Source organism: Kibdelosporangium phytohabitans, assembly GCF_001302585.1.
GTDB lineage: Bacteria > Actinomycetota > Actinomycetes > Mycobacteriales > Pseudonocardiaceae > Kibdelosporangium > Kibdelosporangium phytohabitans.
This window is the reverse complement of the sequence record NZ_CP012752.1, coordinates 4774339-4793670: the sequence shown is the minus strand read 5'-3', so window position 1 is coordinate 4793670 and position 19332 is coordinate 4774339. Positions and strand designations below refer to the sequence as shown.

At 70.2% G+C, this 19332-nt stretch carries 15 protein-coding genes; 6 read left to right on the top strand and 9 right to left on the bottom strand.

What is annotated here, in order from left to right:
* Window positions 1-33 precede the first annotated feature (33 nt).
* Window positions 34-975, top strand: a complete 942-nt coding sequence (bla, locus tag AOZ06_RS21930; RefSeq protein ID WP_054291119.1) for a class A beta-lactamase — start codon at window positions 34-36, stop codon at window positions 973-975.
* On the top strand, window positions 975-1925 hold the full coding sequence (locus AOZ06_RS21925) for an AEC family transporter (protein WP_054291118.1): 951 nt from the start codon (window positions 975-977) through the stop codon (window positions 1923-1925). The genes bla and AOZ06_RS21925 overlap by 1 nt, the downstream gene beginning before the upstream one ends.
* 5 nt (window positions 1926-1930) lie before the next feature.
* Here AOZ06_RS21925 and AOZ06_RS21920 read toward each other — a convergent pair whose 3' ends face one another.
* The gene (locus AOZ06_RS21920) at window positions 1931-5254 is read right to left on the bottom strand and encodes an nSTAND1 domain-containing NTPase (RefSeq protein ID WP_054291117.1); all 3324 of its coding nucleotides are present in this window, start codon (window positions 5252-5254) and stop codon (window positions 1931-1933) included.
* Between the two features lie 198 nt (window positions 5255-5452).
* Window positions 5453-6925, bottom strand: a complete 1473-nt coding sequence (locus tag AOZ06_RS21915; RefSeq protein ID WP_054291116.1) for an MFS transporter — start codon at window positions 6923-6925, stop codon at window positions 5453-5455.
* Window positions 6926-6989: 64 nt separating this feature from the next.
* Between AOZ06_RS21915 and AOZ06_RS21910 the strand changes: the two genes are divergently transcribed.
* The 3 genes from AOZ06_RS21910 to AOZ06_RS21900 all read left to right on the top strand — a co-directional run bounded on the left by AOZ06_RS21910 (window position 6990) and on the right by AOZ06_RS21900 (window position 11266).
* A complete protein-coding gene (locus tag AOZ06_RS21910; RefSeq protein ID WP_054291115.1) occupies window positions 6990-9584 on the top strand; it encodes an ATP-binding protein in 2595 nt (864 codons plus the stop codon).
* Window positions 9585-9652: 68 nt separating this feature from the next.
* Window positions 9653-10012 (top strand): hypothetical protein, encoded by a 360-nt coding sequence (locus AOZ06_RS21905; RefSeq protein WP_054296816.1) that lies wholly within the window; start codon window positions 9653-9655, stop codon window positions 10010-10012.
* Between the two features lie 57 nt (window positions 10013-10069).
* Window positions 10070-11266, top strand: coding sequence for a PQQ-dependent sugar dehydrogenase (locus AOZ06_RS21900; protein ID WP_054291114.1), 1197 nt, complete (start codon window positions 10070-10072; stop codon window positions 11264-11266).
* Between the two features lie 48 nt (window positions 11267-11314).
* On the opposite strand, the gene AOZ06_RS21895 is transcribed toward AOZ06_RS21900, so the two are convergent.
* From AOZ06_RS21895 to AOZ06_RS21885, 3 genes are read right to left on the bottom strand one after another with little or no spacing between them, the layout of a single operon-like run.
* A complete protein-coding gene (locus tag AOZ06_RS21895; RefSeq protein ID WP_054291113.1) occupies window positions 11315-11647 on the bottom strand; it encodes a hypothetical protein in 333 nt (110 codons plus the stop codon).
* Between the two features lie 15 nt (window positions 11648-11662).
* On the bottom strand, window positions 11663-12232 hold the full coding sequence (locus AOZ06_RS21890) for a uracil-DNA glycosylase family protein (protein ID WP_054291112.1): 570 nt from the start codon (window positions 12230-12232) through the stop codon (window positions 11663-11665).
* Window positions 12229-12570, bottom strand: a complete 342-nt coding sequence (locus tag AOZ06_RS21885; protein ID WP_236952339.1) for a DNA polymerase ligase N-terminal domain-containing protein — start codon at window positions 12568-12570, stop codon at window positions 12229-12231. The genes AOZ06_RS21890 and AOZ06_RS21885 overlap by 4 nt, the downstream gene beginning before the upstream one ends.
* Before the next feature lie 61 nt (window positions 12571-12631).
* On the opposite strand from AOZ06_RS21885, the gene AOZ06_RS21880 reads away from it, so the two are divergent.
* Entirely contained in the window at window positions 12632-13984 is a 1353-nt protein-coding gene (locus AOZ06_RS21880) for a pyridoxal phosphate-dependent decarboxylase family protein (RefSeq protein ID WP_054291111.1), read from the top strand.
* Window positions 13985-14024: 40 nt separating this feature from the next.
* Here AOZ06_RS21880 and metK read toward each other — a convergent pair whose 3' ends face one another.
* From metK to AOZ06_RS21860, 4 genes are all read right to left on the bottom strand, one after another.
* Window positions 14025-15218, bottom strand: coding sequence for a methionine adenosyltransferase (gene metK / locus AOZ06_RS21875; protein ID WP_054291110.1), 1194 nt, complete (start codon window positions 15216-15218; stop codon window positions 14025-14027).
* A 50-nt stretch (window positions 15219-15268) separates the two neighbouring features.
* On the bottom strand, window positions 15269-16717 hold the full coding sequence (locus AOZ06_RS21870) for an ATP-binding protein (protein WP_054291109.1): 1449 nt from the start codon (window positions 16715-16717) through the stop codon (window positions 15269-15271).
* A gap of 11 nt (window positions 16718-16728) precedes the next feature.
* On the bottom strand, window positions 16729-17943 hold the full coding sequence (locus AOZ06_RS21865; RefSeq protein WP_054291108.1) for an IS701 family transposase: 1215 nt from the start codon (window positions 17941-17943) through the stop codon (window positions 16729-16731).
* Window positions 17944-18152: 209 nt separating this feature from the next.
* On the bottom strand, window positions 18153-19163 hold the full coding sequence (locus tag AOZ06_RS21860) for a hypothetical protein (protein WP_157233154.1): 1011 nt from the start codon (window positions 19161-19163) through the stop codon (window positions 18153-18155).
* Window positions 19164-19332: the final 169 nt, after the last annotated feature.

Genomic DNA, 19332 nt, shown 5'->3' with positions numbered 1-19332 from the left:
AGGTAACGTGGGATGATTGGATAGGTTGACGCAATGGCCGCACCGCGTCCCCTCACCCGCCGGACCCTGCTCGCAGCGACAGCGCTGACTCCGCTGGCGGGGTGCACGTCACCAGCCACTCCGGCGCCACCAGCGCCGTCCGCGCCGTCAGCGCCACCGGCAACCACCTCGGCAGCGCCGCCCGCGCCGGATGAACACCTGGTCGCACTGGAGCGGAAGTACGACGCCAGGCTGGGCGTCTTCGCGCTCAACACGAGCACGGGCGCCTCCGTCGCACATCGGGCCGACGAACGGTTCGCGTTCTGCTCGACGTTCAAAGGCCTCGCCGCAGCCGCGGTCCTGCACCGCAATCCGATGTCCCATTTGGACACCCTTGTCCGGTATGCCGAAGGGGACCTGCTCAAGAGCGGCGTCGTCACGAGCCAGCACGTGGCGACAGGGATGACGATCCGGCAGTTGTGCGACGCGGCGATCCGATTCAGCGACGGCACCGCGGGCAACCTCCTGCTCCGCGACCTCGGCGGCCCGCAGCAACTGACGGATTACCTGCGCGGCCTCGGCGACACCGTCACACGCATGGACCGCACCGAACCGGCGATCGTGGAAGCGACTCCAGGTGATCCCCGCGACACCGCCACGCCCCGCTCGTTGGGCACCGACTACCAGAAGATCGTGCTCGGTGACGCCCTCCCGGAGGACAAACGCGCCTTGCTGCGTGACCTGATGGAACGCCCAGCGACCCAGGCCGGAGCGCAGCGCGTGCGGGCAGGTCTGCCGAAGGATTGGCGTGTGGCCGACAAAACCGGGACGGGTGACTACGGCACCCTCAACGACATCGCGCTGGTGTGGCCGCCGGGGAAGCCGCCGCTCCTGATCGCGATCATGTCGAGCAAGGCGGCCAAGGACGCCAAGTACGACCACCAGCCCATGCTCGCCGAGGCGGCGTCCTACGCGGCGACTGCGCTGACTCGCTGATGGGCGTCCTCGAAGCACTGGGCAGGCTCGTGCCCGTGGTGCTGGCGTTCGGCGCGGGCGCGGTGTTCGCCCGGCGTAAGATCATCCAGGCGCAGGAATCCCGCGTCTTCACCGACTTCACGTTCCTGTTCGCGATCCCCTGCTACCTCTTCGGCAAGATCTACAGCAGCGACCTGCGCGCCTTGTTCGACTGGCACGCCATCGGCGCGTACGCCGTCAGCGCGACAGTGGCATGTGTCCTCGTGGGCGTGACAACGCGAATGCTGACCAGCGGAGGCGCGCGTGCCATCGCGTTGCGCATCATGGCCGCGGTGCAGGTGAACACTGCCTACTACGCCGTGCCCGTGTTCGTGATGCTGTTCGGTGACGCGGCGCCGATCTTCCCGATCCTGCTGCTCCAGGTATGTCTGTTGTCGACGGTCGTCATCGCCGTCATGGAGTTCGGCGGCCCGGACGCGGACAGTGCGGACAACCGGGGAACTTCCCGCCGGTTGTCGCGCGCGGTCTGGGCATCGCTGAACACGCCTCTCGTGCTCGCGTGCAACCTCGCGATCATCGCGAACCTGGTGTCCGTCCGGGTGCCGTCGGTGGTGCTCGACGGGTTGTCGTTCGTCGGTGACGCCGCCGCGCCCGTCGCGTTGTTCGCCCTCGGCCTGTACCTCGGCGGCACAGGCGTGACCATCCGCGGCACGACACGGACCGAGCTCGCGCTGATCGCGTTCAAGTGCCTGGCCTTCCCGCTGATGACGTACGCGCTGTGCCGGTACGTCTTCGGTGTCGGCCAGCCCTGGCTGGCTTATCTCACGCTCATCGCGGCCATGCCGGCACCGCAGAACCTGTTCATCTTCGCCCAGCGCTACGACATCGACGTGGACCTGTCGGCGTCGGTCGTGGTCAAGTCGTCGGCGGTCACGATCCTGCTGCTGCCGCTGTGGTTCCAGTTCGCCTGACCGGCCTACCGGATCGCGGTCGCGGCGACCCGGAAGACCTGGTTCAGGTTTGATCCGCACGGCCAGCGGATGGTCAGTGCCCCGTCGAGCACGCTGCCCTGGTTGATGTCGAGGCACTGGTCGGTTGCCGGGTGGACGAGTTGGATGTCGACGTACTCGCCGCTGGTGGTCCGGAGAATCTCGGCCGTCCGCCACAGCTGGGTGCTCGCGGTGCCGCAGTCCCGTTGGACCACCAGGTGCCCGCTTCCGTTCTTGCGTTCGCCGGGGCGTGCGTCGAGGCAGAGATTCGTCGCGGTGTTGCGGACACGGTGCAAGGCCCCCGCTCTGTCGAACGTCCACCGACCGGCGTGCAGTCCTTTGCACCGGAACTGCGCCCCAGGCGTGCCCGACGTGGTGTCCGTTCCTCGACTGGCCAGACATTTCCCGCTGTGCGACGCGACGATCTCCGTACTCGCGGTGGCCGCGGCGGCTGGTTTCGGCACCAGCGGGGGGTTCCGCTTCGCACAGGGCGGGTCGTACGCGTGCCCGGCCATGTGATCCGTCCATTGCGCACGCGTGATCGCCGGGCTCACCAAACCGCAGATCTGAGCCACGGCACGGTCGATGTCGGTCTCCCACAAGCGGATGGCCTGGCTGTAACCGGCCGTGGCGAGCATGTGGCCGTCCGGGTGGAACGCCACGGAGGAAACGTTGTCGGCATCACCTGCCAGCGACGCCGCCCAGCTGACCGGCTTCGCCGGATCGCTGACGTCCCAGAGCCGGGCGACGGCGTCGCTGCTCGCGGTGGCGAGCAGCCGCCCGCCGGGGTGGAACGCGACACCGAACGCCCCACCGAGGTGGCCGGTCAGCGACGACAGCTGTCGCGGGTTTCGCGGATCGCCGACGTCCCAGATGGTCGCTGTCGTGTCATCGTTGGCGGTCACCAGCAGTCTGTCCGAGCCGCCGAAAGCGAGCGCGTGCACCGTCCCGGCGTTGCGGTTGCCGTTCTCCCACACCTTCACCGGCCGTGCCGGGTCGGTGAGGTCCCACAACTTCACCGAGCCGTCCCTCGCCGAGGTGGCGAGCAGTCGCCCGGTCCGGGTGAAGGCGGTTGCCTCGATGCCGGGACTGTGCCCGCCGAACACGGCAAGCGGGCGGCCGGGCTTCGCCGGATCCCACACCTGGACGTTCCCGCCCGGCTCGGCGCCGGTCACCAGCAGCGAACCGTCCCCGCTGAACGCCAGCGGGCCGAGATCCCGCGCTGGCCCCGGGATGGACAACGCCGCGTCCGCGCCCAGCGCGATGCCCGATGCGGACCACAACCGGACCCTGCCGTCACCCGCCGACGTGGCCAGCAGCGGTTTGTCCGCCGGAGCGAACAACGCGGCCCGGATCTCCCCCGGGTGCCTGGGCAGTTCGACCGGTGCGGCGAGGAAGCTCGGCGGATCACCGAGTCTCCACACCCGCGCCGTGCCGTCACGGCCGGCCGCCACCAAGGAGGTCCCGTCGGCACTGAAGGCAATCGTCTGCGCAGCGCCCGTGCCGGTGGCGTCTGTGCTGCGGGTTGGATCGAGGTTGACCAGGGTCGTCATGATCGCGCCTCTGGCCTCCGCGGTGGGTGCCAGGTCGTAGGCCGCCACGGCGAGTTGCCCCGCCAGATCCGGGTCCGACATCCGCAACGCGATCGCGGTACCGGCGACCTGACGTGACACGCCGATGTCCCGCTGCGTCAGGATGTCCTGACGGGACACGACGGCGACCACCGTCATCACCGCGGCCAGCAGGACCAGGCAGCTCAGCACCGCCACCAGCTGCCGTAGCCGCTTGGTCCGGCGTGCCGCGGCACGGCGCTCGGTGTGTTCGCGCCGCACGCTCGCCCGTACGAACTCCGCGGCCACCTCTGGCGGTTCACCTGGGCGTTCCAGCACCGCCGCCAGGCGATGCCCTCGGTAGAGGTCGGATTCGTGGCGTCCGTCGCGTTCCCACGCCTCGGCCGCCGCGACCAGGCGCTGCTCGGCCAGCAGCCGGGCGCGGTCCGCCTCGATCCAGGACGCCAGCCGGGGCCAGGCGCTCAGGATCGCCTCGTGCGTGAGCACCACGGTGGTCTCGTTCGCGGTCACCAGCCGGGCGTCGATCAACGCGGCCAGCACCTGGTCCGCCGACTCCTCGGCGAGCCTGGCGCGGTCGAGGTGCCTGCGGGTGTCGGCCGTGCCGTCGCCGAACTGGATCATCCGCAGCAGCAACACCCGCGCGACTTCCCGCTGACCGGCGCTGAGCCGCTGGTAGGCGCGTTCGGCGGTCTTGGCGATGGCGCCGGAGACGCCGCCGGTCAGCCGGTACCCGGCGATCGTCAGCGTCCGGCCGGTCCGGTGCCGCCACGTGGCCATCAGCGTGTGCGCCAGCAGCGGCAGCACCCCTGGCTGGTCGCAGCCGCCGAGGTCACCGATGATCACGTCGGTGAGCCCCGTCTGCAGGTCCAGCCCAGCCGAGGTGGCCGGTTTGCCCATCGCGGCGCGCAGCTGGTCCTCGGTCATCGGCCCGAGCAGCACCTGCCCCTGCCGCAGTGCGCCTGCCAGCGGCGGGTGGGACGCGCAATGCCCGTGGAAGTCGGCTCGCATGCCCAGCACGACGCGGTCGTGGGCGCACAACGCGTCGATGAACGCCCGGCGCTGCGTCTGGTCGCGGCAGAGGGTGAAAACCTCTTCGAACTGGTCGACCACGATCACGTCCGGTCGTCCGTCGAGGCACCGGGCCAGTACCGCCGCCGGTTCGGCGGTCGGGGTGATCACCGCGCACGTCCAGTCCGCCGATCCGGGCAGCCTGCCGTCCGCCAGCGCGGGCAGGAGCCCGGCCCGCAGCAACGAGGACTTGCCGGTGCCGGACGGCCCCGACACCATCACCGGCCCGGTCGAGCACGCCACCAGGTCCAGTAGCTCGGCGGTTGTCCTCTCCCGTCCGAAGAACCAGCGCGCCTGGCCCGCCGTGAACGCTGCCAGCCCGGGATAGGGGCATTCGTCAGCGCGGTCGGCGTTCGGCGTGCCGCGAGGCGTGTCGAGCAGGTACGGACGGTCGGCCAACGCGTCCCGCGCCGCCAGCCACGGCGCCACCTCGGCACCGCAGGCCGTGACCATGCGCTCGACGAAGTCCCCTGTGGGCAGCCGGTCGTTGTTCAGCGCCCTGTTCGCTGTGGACACCGGCATGCTCGTGCCTCGCCGGACCGCGGCTGCCTCCAGCTGTTGCAACGAACCGTGCCCCGCCCAGCGCATGAGGCCGCGCAGGCTGTCCCGGAACTCGGTCTGGTCCTTGGCTGCCCACGGGTCGGGCTGACGCGTGCGCGCTGGTCTGGGCACCGGCTCACGGTAACGAGATTCCGCTGCTCACAACCCGTCCTGTGGACGGGATCCACCGAAAGTGCCGACACGGTCACACGCTTGGAGCACAGCCGGGACGCCCCGGCACCCACTGTCCAGCAGGGGCGCGGGTCGGGCAATCACCTCTCCGGGTACAACTCGCGGATGTGTGGTCAATGCCATTGTGGACGACCGAGGTCAGCCGACCTGCGACTTGTACGTGCCCACGTGGCGCAGGACGACCGCGGCGAGCACGGCCAGCACCAGCACGCCGATGCCGGCGACCAGCGCGGCGACGTTCAGCCCGCTGATGGCGGCGTCCTTGGCTTGCTGGATAACGGTTTCCGGCACGCTCCCGGCGTTGGAGAGCGCACCGGCCAGGCTGTCGCGCACCGGCCCGGCCGCGTCGGCGGGAACCTGGGCCCGGTACGTCGCCGCGGCGATGCTGCCCAGGACGGCGACACCGAGCGCGAGTCCCAGTTCCTGAACGGTTTCCGACAACGCCGACGCCGCTCCGGCGCGTGCCGGCGGTACGGCGCCGACCACCAGATCGGTGCCGAGCGCGGCGATCGTGCCCAAACTCAGGTACACCAACGCGAATCCAGCAACCACTGGCACGACGTCGTCCGTGCCGTCGACCGTCACCAGCAACGCGTAGCCCACAGTGGACACCGCGAGGACGGCACCGGCGACGTAGGCGGGCCGGATCCGGCGGGCGATCAGCGGTGTGGCGATCGCGGCGGCGAACATCGCCAGCGCGGGCGGGCCCATCCACGCACCGGCCCGCAGCGGCGGCAGCGCCGCGATCTGCTGGAGGTACTGGGTGACCAGCAGCATCACGCCGCCGACGCCGGTCAGGCCGACCACCATGACACCCAGCGCCGCGCTGAACGTGCGACCGGAGAAAAGCCGGATGTCCAGCAACGGGTCGTCCTGCCCGCGTTGCCGCCGGACGAACAGCACCCCGAAGCCCACCCCGGCCACCAGCGGCACCACGGTGGACAGGCCAACACCGGCCTCGGCGACGTGCTTGACCGCGTAGATCACGGGCAGCAGCGCGAGCAGGGACAACACCACGCTGACCATGTCGATCCGGCCGCTTCGCGGTGCCTGGTGCTCCGGCAGCACCTTCGGCCCGGCCAGCAGCACCACCACGACGATCGGGATCGCCACCAGGAACGCCGCACCCCACCAGAAGTGCTCGACCAGCAGCCCGCCGACGACCGGACCGGCCGCCATGCCCAGCGCGAACGCCGTCACCCAGCCGCCGATGGCCACCGCGCGCCTGGCCGGGTCGGGGACCATCGTGCTGATCAACGCCAGCGTGGACGGCATCAACGTGGCCGCGGCGATGCCGAGCGCCGCCCGCGCGCCGATCAGGACCTCGGCGTTCGGGGCGAACGCGGCGACCACCGAGACCGCGCCGAAGCAGGCCGAGCCGATCATCAGCAGCCTGCGCCTGCCGATCCGGTCCCCCAGCGTGCCCATCGTGATCAGGAACCCGGCGATCAGGAACCCGTACGCGTCCATGATCCACAGGACCTCGGTGCCGGTCGGGTCCAGGTCCGCGGCGAGGCTCGGCATCGTCAGGTACAACACCGTGACGTCGAGGCCCAGCAACGCCGTGGGCAGCGCCAGAACCGCCAGCCCGGCCCATTCCTTTGTGCTCATGGTGTGCACGCTGGTCCAGGCCGCTTCCGGCGTGCTGACGGGCGGCTGACGATATGCTGATCCCATGCGTTACGGGGTGCTCGGACCGCTCGTGGTCTGGGCGGACGACGGTGGTGCCGTGCCCGTCCCCGAAGCGAAAGTCCGGGCTCTGCTGGCGCATCTGCTGCTGCACGACGGCGGCCCGATCTCCGCCGACCGGCTCGTGGCCGACCTGTGGGGCGAGGCTCCCCCGCGCAGGCCGTTGAACGCGTTGCAGGCGAAGGTCTCGCAGCTGCGCCGGGTGCTCGGGCGGGACGAGGTCGTGCACCAGGCCGCCGGCTACCGGCTGCGGCTGGCGGCGGACGATCTGGACGCGCACCGGTTCGAGCAGCTCGCCCGCCGGGCACGCGCGGCCGAGGACACTCAGAGCAAGGTCACGTTGCTGACGGACGCGCTCGCGCTGTGGCGTGCGGCGCCGTACCTGGACGTGTCGGACGCCGTGTTCGCCCGCGGTGAGATCGCACGGCTGGAGGAGCTCCGGCTCAGCGTGCTGGAGGACCAGGCCGAGGCGCGGCTTGAGCTGGGCGAACACGCCGCCGTGGCCGCTGAGCTGGCGGACCTCGTCGAGCGGCACCCGCTGCGGGAACGGCTGCGGATGACGCAGATGCGCGCGCTGTACCAGTCGGGCAGGCAAAGCGAGGCGCTGACGTGCTTCCAGGACCTGCGCTGCCGTCTGGACCGTGAACTCGGGGTGGCGCCGGGCCCGGAGATCACCGGGCTGCACGACGCGATCCTCCGCCAGGAACCCCGGTTGGCGCTGGTGCGGCGGGATCCGCGGACCAACCTGCCCGCCGCGGTGACCACGCTGATCGGCAGGCAGGACGCGATCGACGAGGTCCGCTCGCTGGTCGACGCGGGCTCCGGCGACCGGGCCGTGACGCTGGTCGGGCCCGGCGGGGTGGGCAAGACCCGGCTCGCGGTGGCCGCCGCGCAGGGCCTCGTCCCGCGGTATCCGGACGGCGTGTGGCTGATGGAGTTCGCGGGCGTGAGCCAGCACGCGACCGGCGAGGACATCGCGGAACGGATCATCGCCACACTCGGCCTGTGCGACTCGGCGGCGAGCACACCGGAACCGGTCGACAACGTCGGTTTCCTGTGCACGGCGCTCAAGGACAAGCGCCCGCTGCTGGTGCTGGACAACTGCGAGCACGTGGTGGAGCCGGTTGCCTGTGTCGTGGCCCCGCTGCTGGCCGCGGCCCCTGACGTGCGTGTGCTCGTCACCAGCCATGAGGCGTTGGACATCCCGGGTGAGACCGTGCGTCCCGTGCCGCCTTTGCGGGTGTCGGACGATCCCGCGGAGGCACGGGATTCCGCCGCCGTGGAGTTGTTCGTCCAGCGCGCGGCAGCCGCCGTCCCGGGTTTCGCCCTCGACGAGGGCAACGCGGACGCGGTCGTCACGATCTGCCGCCGCCTCGACGGCATCCCCCTCGCGCTCGAACTCGTCGCCCCGCGCCTGCGCGTGCTCGGCCTGGACGAACTCGCCGCCCGGCTCGACGACCGCTTCACGCTGCCGCTGGGCAAGAGCCGGGGCAGGCCCGCGCGCCAGCAGACGTTGCGGGCGATGATCGACTGGAGCTGGGAGTTGCTCAGCGCCGACGAACGAACCGTGCTGAGCGGTTTGGCCGTACACCCCGACGGGTGCACGCTGCCGAGCGCGACAACCGTGTGCGTGGGCCTCGGTGTCGCCGCTGACCAGGTCCTCGGCCTGGTGTCCCGGCTCGTGGACCGGTCGCTGGTGGTGCGTGACGGGCAGCGTTTCCGCTTGCTGGAGTCGGTCGCCGCGTACTGCCTGGACCGGTTGCGGGAAACCGGCGCCCTGGACGCGACCCGTGACTTGTTCGTCAGCTGTTACCTGGAGGTGGCGCGGAACGCCGACAAGTATCTGCGCGGCAGGCAGCAGCCGCAGTATCTGCGGCTGCTGGACACCGAGACCGTGAACCTCAGGCGCGCGTTGGACGTCGCAGCCGACGGCCAGGCGCTGCGGCTGGTCAATTCGCTGGCGTGGTACTGGTTCCTGCGCGGCCGGTTCCCCGAGGCACGCAGGTCGCTGACGAACGCCCTGGCCAGGTCCGGCGGGGCGCGGTCCGACCGGGCGACCGCGCGGGCATGGCTGGCCGGTTTCGCCCTGCGCTCGGGAATGCCCGCCAAGCCGCGGATCGAGATCGACGACCCGGTGCTGCTGGCGCGCATGCAGTGGTTCGTCGGCTCGGCGCTGGGCGGGCCGGAAGGCAGCCTGATGGTCGGCAGCAGCCTGGCGAACACCCGCGCGGCCGGTGACCGCTGGGGTGAGGCCGTCGCCCTGATCGACGCGGGCGAGCACGAACGCGCGCTCGAACTGTTCGTGGAACTCGGTGACCACTGGGGCCGGTTGCGCGCGACCCGGTCACAGACGACACCGCACACCGGTGACCACGAAGCCGCGCTGCGGATCGCCGAGGACCTCGGCCTGTGGACCGAGGTGGTGGAAACCCTGTGCTGTCTCGGTGATGACGCGCTGGACGGCGACGACCGCGGTGAAGCCCGCAAGCTCTACGACCGCGCCCTGCACGTGTCGATCGAGCACTCGTACGCGCGCGGCGAGTCGCTCGCCAAAGCGGGACTGGCCCGGATCGAGCCGTGACTGTCAGGCAGTGGCCCCGGAACGCCGGTCGCCGAGCGTCGCGTCCACAGGTCTATAGGGTGGACGTTGTGCCACTTGTCGAGATCACCTACGCGTCACACGTCCCCGAAGAGACTCTCCGCGAGCTCGGTTCGGTTCTCCCCCATCTGATCTCGCTCGCGGTCGAATGCCCCGAGGAGCCCTACGACGGGGACCTCCAGCCGGGTGACGTGGCACTGCGCTTCCGTGAACTCGGCCCGTTCGACCGCGGCAACCTCGACGTCGTCATCGAGGTGCGGTCGAAGTACTCCGAGAGCCGGGCCGCCGACCGCCAGGACCGCGTGGACCGGTTGCACGGGAGCATCGCCAAGGCGACCGGCCTCGAGGAGTTCGGCGTGTACCTCTGCCTGCCAGTCGCGGCCTGGGCGCAGGGCGACGAGGGGGATTGAACCGATCACGGCCCGTAGGCGTAGCACTGGGTTCCCACACAGTTGAGGAGCTCGTGCATGTCAGGACTCAGACGGACAGGCCTCGCCTTCGCGGTGGCCACCCTGCTGCCCGCCATGGTCTCACCTGCCAGCGCCGTCGAACCGGACGCCGCCCGGCACGGCGTCCCGTTGGACCAATTACGGGTCACCACAGCCGAAGTGGCCACCGGCCTGGTCCGGCCGGTGGCGATGACCGGCGCGAACGACCGCACCGGCCGGATGCTGATCGCCGAGAAGCGCGGCACCGTGCGTGCTTTCCACCCCAAGGACGGCCTGGCCGCCGACCCGGTTCTGGACATCAGCGACCGCGTGAACAGCACAGCCAACGAACGCGGCCTGCTCGGTATCGTGCCCGCCCGCGACTTCGCGCACACGTCGAAGGTGTACGTGGCCTACACGCGCCTGCCGGACGGCGCGTTGACGCTGTCGCGAGTCAAGCTCGGTGACCCGGCCAGCGAGCAAGTGCTGTTGACGCAGGACCACGCCCGGTTCAGCAACCACAACGGCGGTCAGCTCGCGTTCGGCCACGACGGCTACCTGTACTGGAGCCTGGGTGACGGCGGCAGCGCGGGTGACCCGGACGCGAACGCGATGAACCTCGGCACCCTGCTCGGCAAGATCCTGCGCATCGACGTGAACCGCACGTGCGGGGACCTGCCGTACTGCGTGCCGAAGTCCAACCCGTTCGTCTCCACACCGGGTGCGCGCCCGGAGATCTGGGCACACGGCCTGCGCAACGCGTGGCGGTTCTCCTTCGACGCACTCGACGGGTCACTGTGGATCGCCGACGTCGGCCAGGGCGCCTACGAGGAAATCAACCACGCCAAGGCGTTCCGCGGTGGGCAGAACTACGGCTGGTCCTGTATGGAGGGTCCGGCGGTGTTCAACGCGGAACGCTGCGCACCGGGAGCCGACTACAAGGCACCGGTTTTCCACTACCAGACAAGGGTTGACGGGTGTGCCGTGATCGGCGGGCACGTCTACCGCGGCCATGAGCACGCCCGCTTGGCGTTCGGGACGTACGTGGCGACCGACTACTGTTCAGCGGCGGCGTTCGCCATCCGCAAGAACCGCGACGGCACCTACACCAACGCGCGGATCGGCCAGTTCCCCGCCCAGGTCAGCACGTTCGGCGTGGACCGGGCCGGTGAGCTGTACGTGGCGACCGACCGGGCCGGGCAGCTGTTTCGCGTCGGCTTCGAGCGCGTGAGCTGACCGGGGTGGTCCTGGACTCCGGCGGAGCCGGGGTCCAGGACCACGTCTTCAGTGCCGCGAGGCCGCGAGCCTCTCGCGACGCCCGGACTGGTCGCCCACCCCGGCGTACGGGCAGGGGCCGAACCAGTTCGCCCGTGCCTCGACGATCTCCGGCGTGCGTTCGACCGGCGCGCGTGCCGGCGCGTCCAGCGGGCCGAGGTCGGTTCCGTACGCGGTGACCACCTGCCCGCCACCCGGTCCGGTCGAGACTTTCACGTCGTACCGGCCGATCGCGAGCAACGCCAACGCACCCGGCTGCGCGACCTCGTTGCGCCAGATCCGATGGTCGCCGCCGGGAGCCGGGAACGGACCGCCGTAGGGGCGGGTGCCGCCGGCGACCACTTCCAGCGTGTCCCGTCACAGCGCCTTGGCGACCTCGGCGCGCAGCACCGGCAGCACCTCGGCGGCGAACCACGGGTTCTTGCTCTGCCAGCGGAAGTTCAGCGGTGACGGGTGCACCAGCGGGATCAGCCCGGGCAGGTAGTCCTGATAGGACCGGACGGTCTCGGTCAGCGACGGCTTGGCGCGGCCCTTGAGGTAGTGCTTCTGCGCGTAGCCGCCGATCAGCAACGTCAGCCGGACGCCGGTGAGCTCGGCCAGGATCCGCGGGTGCCATTTCGGCGCGAAGTCCCGGCGCGGCGGCAGGTCACCGCTCGCCGCCTTGCCGGGGAAGTAGAAGTCCATCGGCAGGATCGCGAACCGGCCGGGGTCGTAGAACTGCTCGTCGGTCACCCCGAGCCACTCCCTGAGCCGCACCCCGCTCGGGTCGTCGAACGGGACACCGCTTTCCTGCGCCCGTCGTCCCGGGGCCTGGCCGATGATCACGATCCGCGCGCCGGGCGCGGCCGTGTAGACCGGTTCCCAGCCCTGCTCGGTGGCCCACGCGTTGCCGGCCACGATCTCGGCACGGATCCCGGCCAGGTTCACGGCTGCTGCCTGGTTCGGCGCAGCAGCCAGTCCGGACCGGTGTGGATCAGCGCGTAGCGGACTGCGCCCTGCCTGCCGTGCAGCGTGAACAGCATGCGCCTTTCGGTCCGGTCGTGTTCTTCCCACCAGCCGATGTCGGCGATGCTCTTGTCCGCGTCCTCGTAGGTGAGGTGGTCGAGGTCGTGGTCCGGGACCGGCACCGCGAGCCGGTTCTCGCCCTGCTCGGGCATTCCGCGCGGGACCGCCCACGATCTGAGCACGCCGTCCTCCTCCAGCCGCAGGTCGAAGTGCGGCCTGGGTTTGCGGTGGTCGTGCAGTACGAAAGCGGGTCGGTCCACGCTCCCACTATGGACCACGTTCGCCCGCCCGGCCGGACGGTCACCGGGATAGTCTTCCGCCATGTTCGCCGAGCTCGCCGCTGACCTGGCCGATCTGCCCGCCTTGCTCGACCGGGCGCGGCTGGCCGCGCAACGCGTCCTCGGCAGCCTCGACGACCGGCCGGTCGCCGCCGCGGCCCTGAATCCGGCGCCGCTGGCGTTGCCCGAGAGCGGCGACGGGCTCGTCGCCGCTCTCGAGCTGTTCGGGGCGCGCTGGGAGTCCGGGCTTTCCGGCAGTGCCGGGCCGCGGTATCTGGGATTCGTCACCGGCGGCGCCACTCCGGCCGCGCTCGCCGGTGACTGGTTGACCGCCGCCGCCGACCAGAACGCCAACACCGGTACCGGGTCCGCTGCCGCCGGCATCGAACGGGAGGCCATCGGGTGGCTGGGTGAGTTGTTCGGGCTGCCGCTCGCCGGTGCGTTCGTCAGCGGAGCGACGATGTCGAACCTCGTCGGTCTCGCGATCGGCCGGGAGTGGCTCGGTGAGCAGGCCGGTGTGTCCGTGACCGAGGACGGTGTCGGCGCCCTCGGTGACATCCGGGTGTTGTCCGGGTCGCCGCATTCCAGCATCGGCAAGTCGTTGTCGATACTCGGTGTGGGACGTCGTCACGTCGTCACCCTGCCGACCCTGCCCGGCCGTGAGGCTGTGGACGTCTCCGCGCTCGAGGCGGCGTTGCGGAGTGGCCCCGCGATCGTCGTCGCCAACGCCGGGACCGTGAACACCGTCGACTTCGACGACATCCAGGCCGTCGTCGCGCTCAAACAGCGCTACGAGTTCTGGCTGCACGTGGACGCGGCTTTCGGCGGGTTCGCCGCGGTGTCACCGAACTACGCGCACCTGGTCGCGGGTTGGGAAGGCGCGGACTCGGTCTGCGTCGACCTGCACAAGTGGCTGAATGTCCCGTACGACTCCGCTGTGCAGTTCACCCGCCGGCCGGACCTGCAGGCCGAGGTTTTCCACAACGCCGGGTCCTACCTCGGGCTTCCCGGTGAGCATCCCGAGTTCATGCACCTGACGCCCGAGACGTCCCGACGGCTGCGGGCGTTGCCCGCTTGGTTCACGCTGGCCGCCTACGGCCGGGCCGGGCACCGTGACATCGTCGAGCGGAACGTCGATTCGGCCAGGGCGCTCGGGGAACGGGTCGACGGCAGTGACCGGTTCCGGTTGCTGGCTCCGGTCCGGTTGAACGTCGTGTGCTTCACCACCACCGGGGACGAGCGGGTCGGTGATGTGCTCGACGCCGTCTCCCGCAGCGGTGAGGCGTTCCTGACACCGACGGTCTACCAGGGGGTTCCGGCGATCCGGGCCGCCTTCAGCAACTGGCGCACAGGGCCGGCCGACGTCGGCCGCGTGTGTTCCGCGCTGGGGATGTGATGGGCCTGCCGCTGCGGCCTGGCAGGCCCATCCGGGTTGGTCACAGTCCGACGGAGTCGCGCAGCTGCTGCGCGCGGTCCGTGCGCTCCCATGGCAGGTCCACGTCCGCGCGACCGAAGTGACCGTATGCCGCGGTCGGCGCGTACAGCGGCCGCAGCAGGTCCAGGTCACGGATGATCGCCGCCGGGCGCAGGTCGAACACCCGGGAGATCGCCTCCTGGATCTTGGTCGGGTCGACGACCTCCGTGCCGAAGGTCTCCACGAACAGCCCGACCGGGGCCGCCTTGCCGATCGCGTACGCCACCTGGACCTCCGCGCGGGTCGCGAGGCCCGCCGCGACGACGTTCTTCGCCACCCACCGCATCGCGTACGCCGCCGACCTGTCCACCTTGGACGGGTCCTTGCCCGAGAAGGCCCCGCCGCCGTGCCGGGCCATGCCGCCGTACGTGTCCACGATGATCTTGCGGCCGGTCAGGCCCGCGTCTCCCATCGGGCCACCGGTCACGAACCGGCCGGTCGGGTTGACCAGCAGTCGCACGCCCGACGTGTCGATGTCCAAACCGGACAGTTCAGGTCGCACCACGTGCTCGAGCACGTCCGGCGCGAGCAGCTTCTCCAGGTCGATGCCGTCCGCGTGCTGCGAGGACACCACGATCGTGTCGAGGCGCACCGGCTGGTCGCCCGCGTACTCGATGGTCACCTGGGTCTTGCCGTCCGGGCGAAGGTACGGCACGACTCCGGCCTTGCGGACTTCGGTGAGCCTGCGGGACAGCCTGTGCGCCAGCATGATCGGCAACGGCATCAGCTCGGGGGTCTCCGTGCACGCGTAGCCGAACATCAGGCCCTGGTCGCCCGCGCCCTGCTTGTCGATGTCGTCGTCCGCCGCGTCCACTCGGGTCTCGTACGCGTTGTCCACTCCCTGGGCGATGTCCGGGGACTGGGCGCCGATCGCCACGTTCACGCCGCAGGAGTTGCCGTCGAACCCCTTCGCCGACGAGTCGTAGCCGATGTCGAGGATCGTCCGGCGGACGATGCCGGGGATGTCGGCGTACGCGTTGGTGGTGACCTCGCCGGCCACGTGGACCTGGCCCGTGGTCACGAGTGTCTCCACGGCCACGCGGCTCGCCGGGTCCTGCGCCAGCAGGGCGTCCAGTATCGAGTCGCTGATCGCGTCGCAGATCTTGTCCGGGTGCCCCTCGGTGACGGATTCGCTGGTGAACAGCCTGGATCGCATGACTCTCCTCTACGTCGGCGTCGTTGCGACCAGACTCGCCCGGCGGCCTCTCACGCCGTACTCATGTACCTGGCCAGCGGCAGCATCACCGTGAACCTGGTGTCGCCTGGCCGCGAGGTCACGTCGATCGACCCGTTGTGGTGCTGGGTGATGATGTTGCGGCTCAGGTACAGCCCCAGTCCCGTTCCCCTGCCGATGTCCTTGGTGGTGAAGAACGGCTGGAACAGCGACGGCAGCACGTCCTGCGCGATGCCCGGTCCGCTGTCCCGGATCTCCACGACCGCGCAGCCGCCCTCGACCCGGGTGCTGATCCGCAGTTCGCCCGTGCCGCCCATGGCGTGGATCGCGTTGTCGATCAGGTTGCTCCAGACCTGGTTGAGCTCGCCGGGACGCACGGCGACCAACGGCAGATCGCCGTAGTCGCGCCGGATCCTGATGCCCGCCAGGTTCGGCGCGAGCATGGCCAGGGTCGCTTCGAGCCCTTCGACCAGGTCGATGTCCTGCACGGGCGCGCGGTCCAGGTTCGTGTACGACCTCGCCGTCGCGACCAGGGCCTCGATGCGTTGTCCCGCTTCGGACACGTCCGCGACGAGCGAGCGGGTGTGCAAGGAGAAACACAGGCACGCGACGGCGACCGGCAGCACGTCCGCGCGGACGCCCGTGGCGAACTCGTCGAGCAACGCCGGGTGGACGCCGTGGTCGGCGAGTATCGTCGCGAACTCGGCGGCCCGGTCGACGTCGCGGGGCTCGAACCAGTCGATCAGGTTGTCGGCCACCTCGGCCGCGTCGAGTGCGTCCCGCGGGCGCACGACGCCTTCGCCCGCGGTGACCCGTGCTGTGAAGTCGTCGAGCAGCGCGCGTTCGCCCGGGGTGGCGTGGGCGCCCCATTCGTTGGCCCACGCGGCGAGATCGGGCACTGTCAGTTCGAGTTCTCCCGCGGAGCGCACCACGGCGGCAGTCGGGTTGTTCAGCTCATGCGCCAGCCCAGCGGTAAGCTTGCCGACTCCTTCCAGTGTCGCGCGCCTGCCCGCCTGGGTTTCCTGGGAATGGATCCGCCACGCCAGCACCGGGACCATCACCCGGCACACCTGCGGGCAGCGCACCAGCATCTGCAGGAACGTCTCCTTGTCGTACGAGATCAGCTCGGTGTCGCCGACGGCGGTGGCTTTCGCCACGTAGTCACCGCCCGCCAGCATCGGTAGTTCACCCGTGAACTGGTGTGCCGCACGGGGTTTCGCGCCTGGCCCGAGTTCGGCGCGCGGGTCGGCGGCGATGGTCGCCGAGTGCCTGCTGAGCACGTGCTCCCAGCCGTCGAGCACCTGCGTGATGAGCAGCCCACCGGCGAGCAGGACGTAGAAGTGCGTCGCGACCTGACCGTCGTCGAACAGCACCTCACCGTCGCGCAGCCGCAGCGGCGTGCCGACGTGCGCCAGCCACGTGAGCTGGTCGTCGTCCAGTTCGGCGAACAGTTCGACATCCCTGAGCCGGTCGACGGACACGTCCTGTCCCCCTACGCGTGCGGCCTGAGCCGCATCCCGTCGACCTGCTGGAGTTGTTCCTGCCGCTGCAGCGTCCAGTAGGCGTGCGCGGCGGACACCAGGGTCACGTGGTGGTGCCAGCCCGCGAACGAGCGGCCCTCGAAGTGCCGCAGGCCGAACTCGTCCTGCAGCCGCGCCATGTCGTTGCCCGCCTGCGGGCTCAGCTTGACCAGGCTGATCAGTTCCGGCAGCCGGGTGGCGTTGAGGTTGGTGATCCACACGGCGTTGAGCCTGCGGCCACCGGCCGACCACTCGGCCAGCACCCGGCGCGCCCCGCCGTGCGGACGGCCCGGCATCAGGTGCAGCGGCCCGGACACCGAACCGGTGGACACCGGCGAGATCGCGTACTGCGAGCTGACCAGCCTGCCGTCGGTGCGGTCGCGCCAGTTGAGCGTGATCCGGCCCTGCTTGGCCGACCGGACCGCCAGTTCACCGGCGCTGAGCACACGGCCCTGCGGCACGCGGGTCATCGCGGGCAGGACCGGCGTGTTCTCCGGAACCCGGATCACGTAAGGAAGTCCGCGCTCTTCCAGACCGCGCAGCAACGGCTGGGTCATGCGCTGGTCACGGGTGTGCACCATCACCGGCGGCGCCGAGAAGCCCCAGTCCATGACCATCTCGTCGATCGCCTCGAGCATGTACTGCCAGCGCGGGCGGTGGCGCTCGTCGTCGGGCAACCGGACACGGCCACGCCGCAGCGGGTCGTTGTCCCAGCTCTCGGGCAGCAGCAGCCGCCAGTTCGCCGCGCAGGAGGCGTCCTCTCCCACCATGAACAGCGCCACGCCCAGCTGGCAGTTCAGCGTCCGCTGCGCGGACGTCGCGTACTGCTTGGTGACACCGACCGAGCTGCCGCCGTTCTTCGGGAAGACGGCCTCCTCGATGACCCACGCCCGCGGTCGCAGCGCCGCGGCGACGTGGTGGGCCAGCACGCGCCGCACCGGCTCCCACCGCCACGGGCTCTGGTTGACGAACTGCTGCAGGCACTGGTCGGCCCGCCAGCCGACCACGTGGTCGGCGATGCGGCGGATCGACTTGCGACCGGGCACGGTCAGCAGGCCGCGCACGTACACCTCACCCCACCGGCGCTGGTCCGAGCGGGTCAGCGAGCTGAACAGCTCCTGGCAGAAGCCGGACAGCTCGTCCGCCTTTTCCAGTCCAGGGAATTCGGTATCCGCAAATGTGGTCATCACGCCCCCAGCCGATCGACGTCAACACTATTTCGGTCATATTCACTAGTACTCATGACTCATTCCGTTGAACACATGGAGCTAACGAAGAATCCGCCCACATCATCCGGAAAATGAGCGCACGAAACCGTCACGCGCCAGTGACGCCCCGACTCAGACAGACGTGTGAAGAAATTCAGGAGCCCGACCGGAAAATGGTCGGCGCTTTACTACTGGCTAGAATATTCGACTTCGTCCTCCTCGGTCTCGGCGTGGCACATCAATCGCGATCCGATCATGACCGCGTAGGGGGCGTACCGAACCCGCGTGTCCTGGAACGCGGCCCACGCCTGATAGGGATCCCGTTCAGCGGGGAGGCCGGCGGCGGTGGCCAGCTCGACCGTGTCGCCGAATGAACATTCCTCGCGACCGTGCAGGCTCACGGTCAGCTCGGGGACGACGATGCCTATTCGTTCTGCAAGTTGTTGCAGACACGCGGTGCCGGAATCGAGCAGGACCCGGGTGTGCGGTGGCGCCCATTTCGGGGCGACCGCGTCGACCAGCGCCGCCGCGTCCATCACGATCATCGCCGCGTGCGGCCACCACAGGTCGCCGGACGGCCGGTGGTACACCAGCCCGGGGTAGCAGACGTGGCTGCCGTGGATGTCGGCCAGCCAGTCCGCCCACTCGGCGAAGTGGTGGTCGAGGTTGTCCCGCGACCCCGAACGCAGGTAGTCCGCGAGCACGCGGTCCCCGTCCGGGATCTGGGAGGCCTGCGCGGCCAGGCGGTTCACGAACCGCTCGCGCCTGCTGTACGCGTCGACGAACCGCACCACGTGCGCGAGGAACACCGCGATCACGACAGTCACCGACACCGCCGCGAACACCGCGAGCACACCGGCCGTCCCGGCCAGCTTCAGCTCGAAGAACCGGAGCATGGCGTCGGCGTCGAACGCCACCCCCGCGGCGAGCGCGAGCAGCGCGAACCCGAGCCCCAGCCCGAGCAGCCAGCCGATCATCATCAGCAGCAGGCTGACCGGTGCGCAGAAGTCCATCACCGACTCGCACGCCCGGCGCGGCAGCCTGCGCGCGACGGCCGTCCCCGCCGCCGCGGCCAGCCGCACGGTCCAGCGGGCCATCCGCGACGACGTCCGGCGCGGGATCAGGACGGTCCGCAGCACGCTGGACCAGACCACCATCAGCACGAGGACGCCGGCCACGGCGGCGAGCACACTCACCACGTCGTCATCTCCCGTCGCTGGTCAGCGTCCCGGACCGCCACCATCCACATCGCTGCGCCCATCGACATGTCCTTCCCGACTGCGCCACACCCACTGTGCTGCTGAACACGAGCATGGGGGCGGCGCGCCACGAGCGGATAGAGCGCGTTTGTGGTGGTACCGCGAGTAC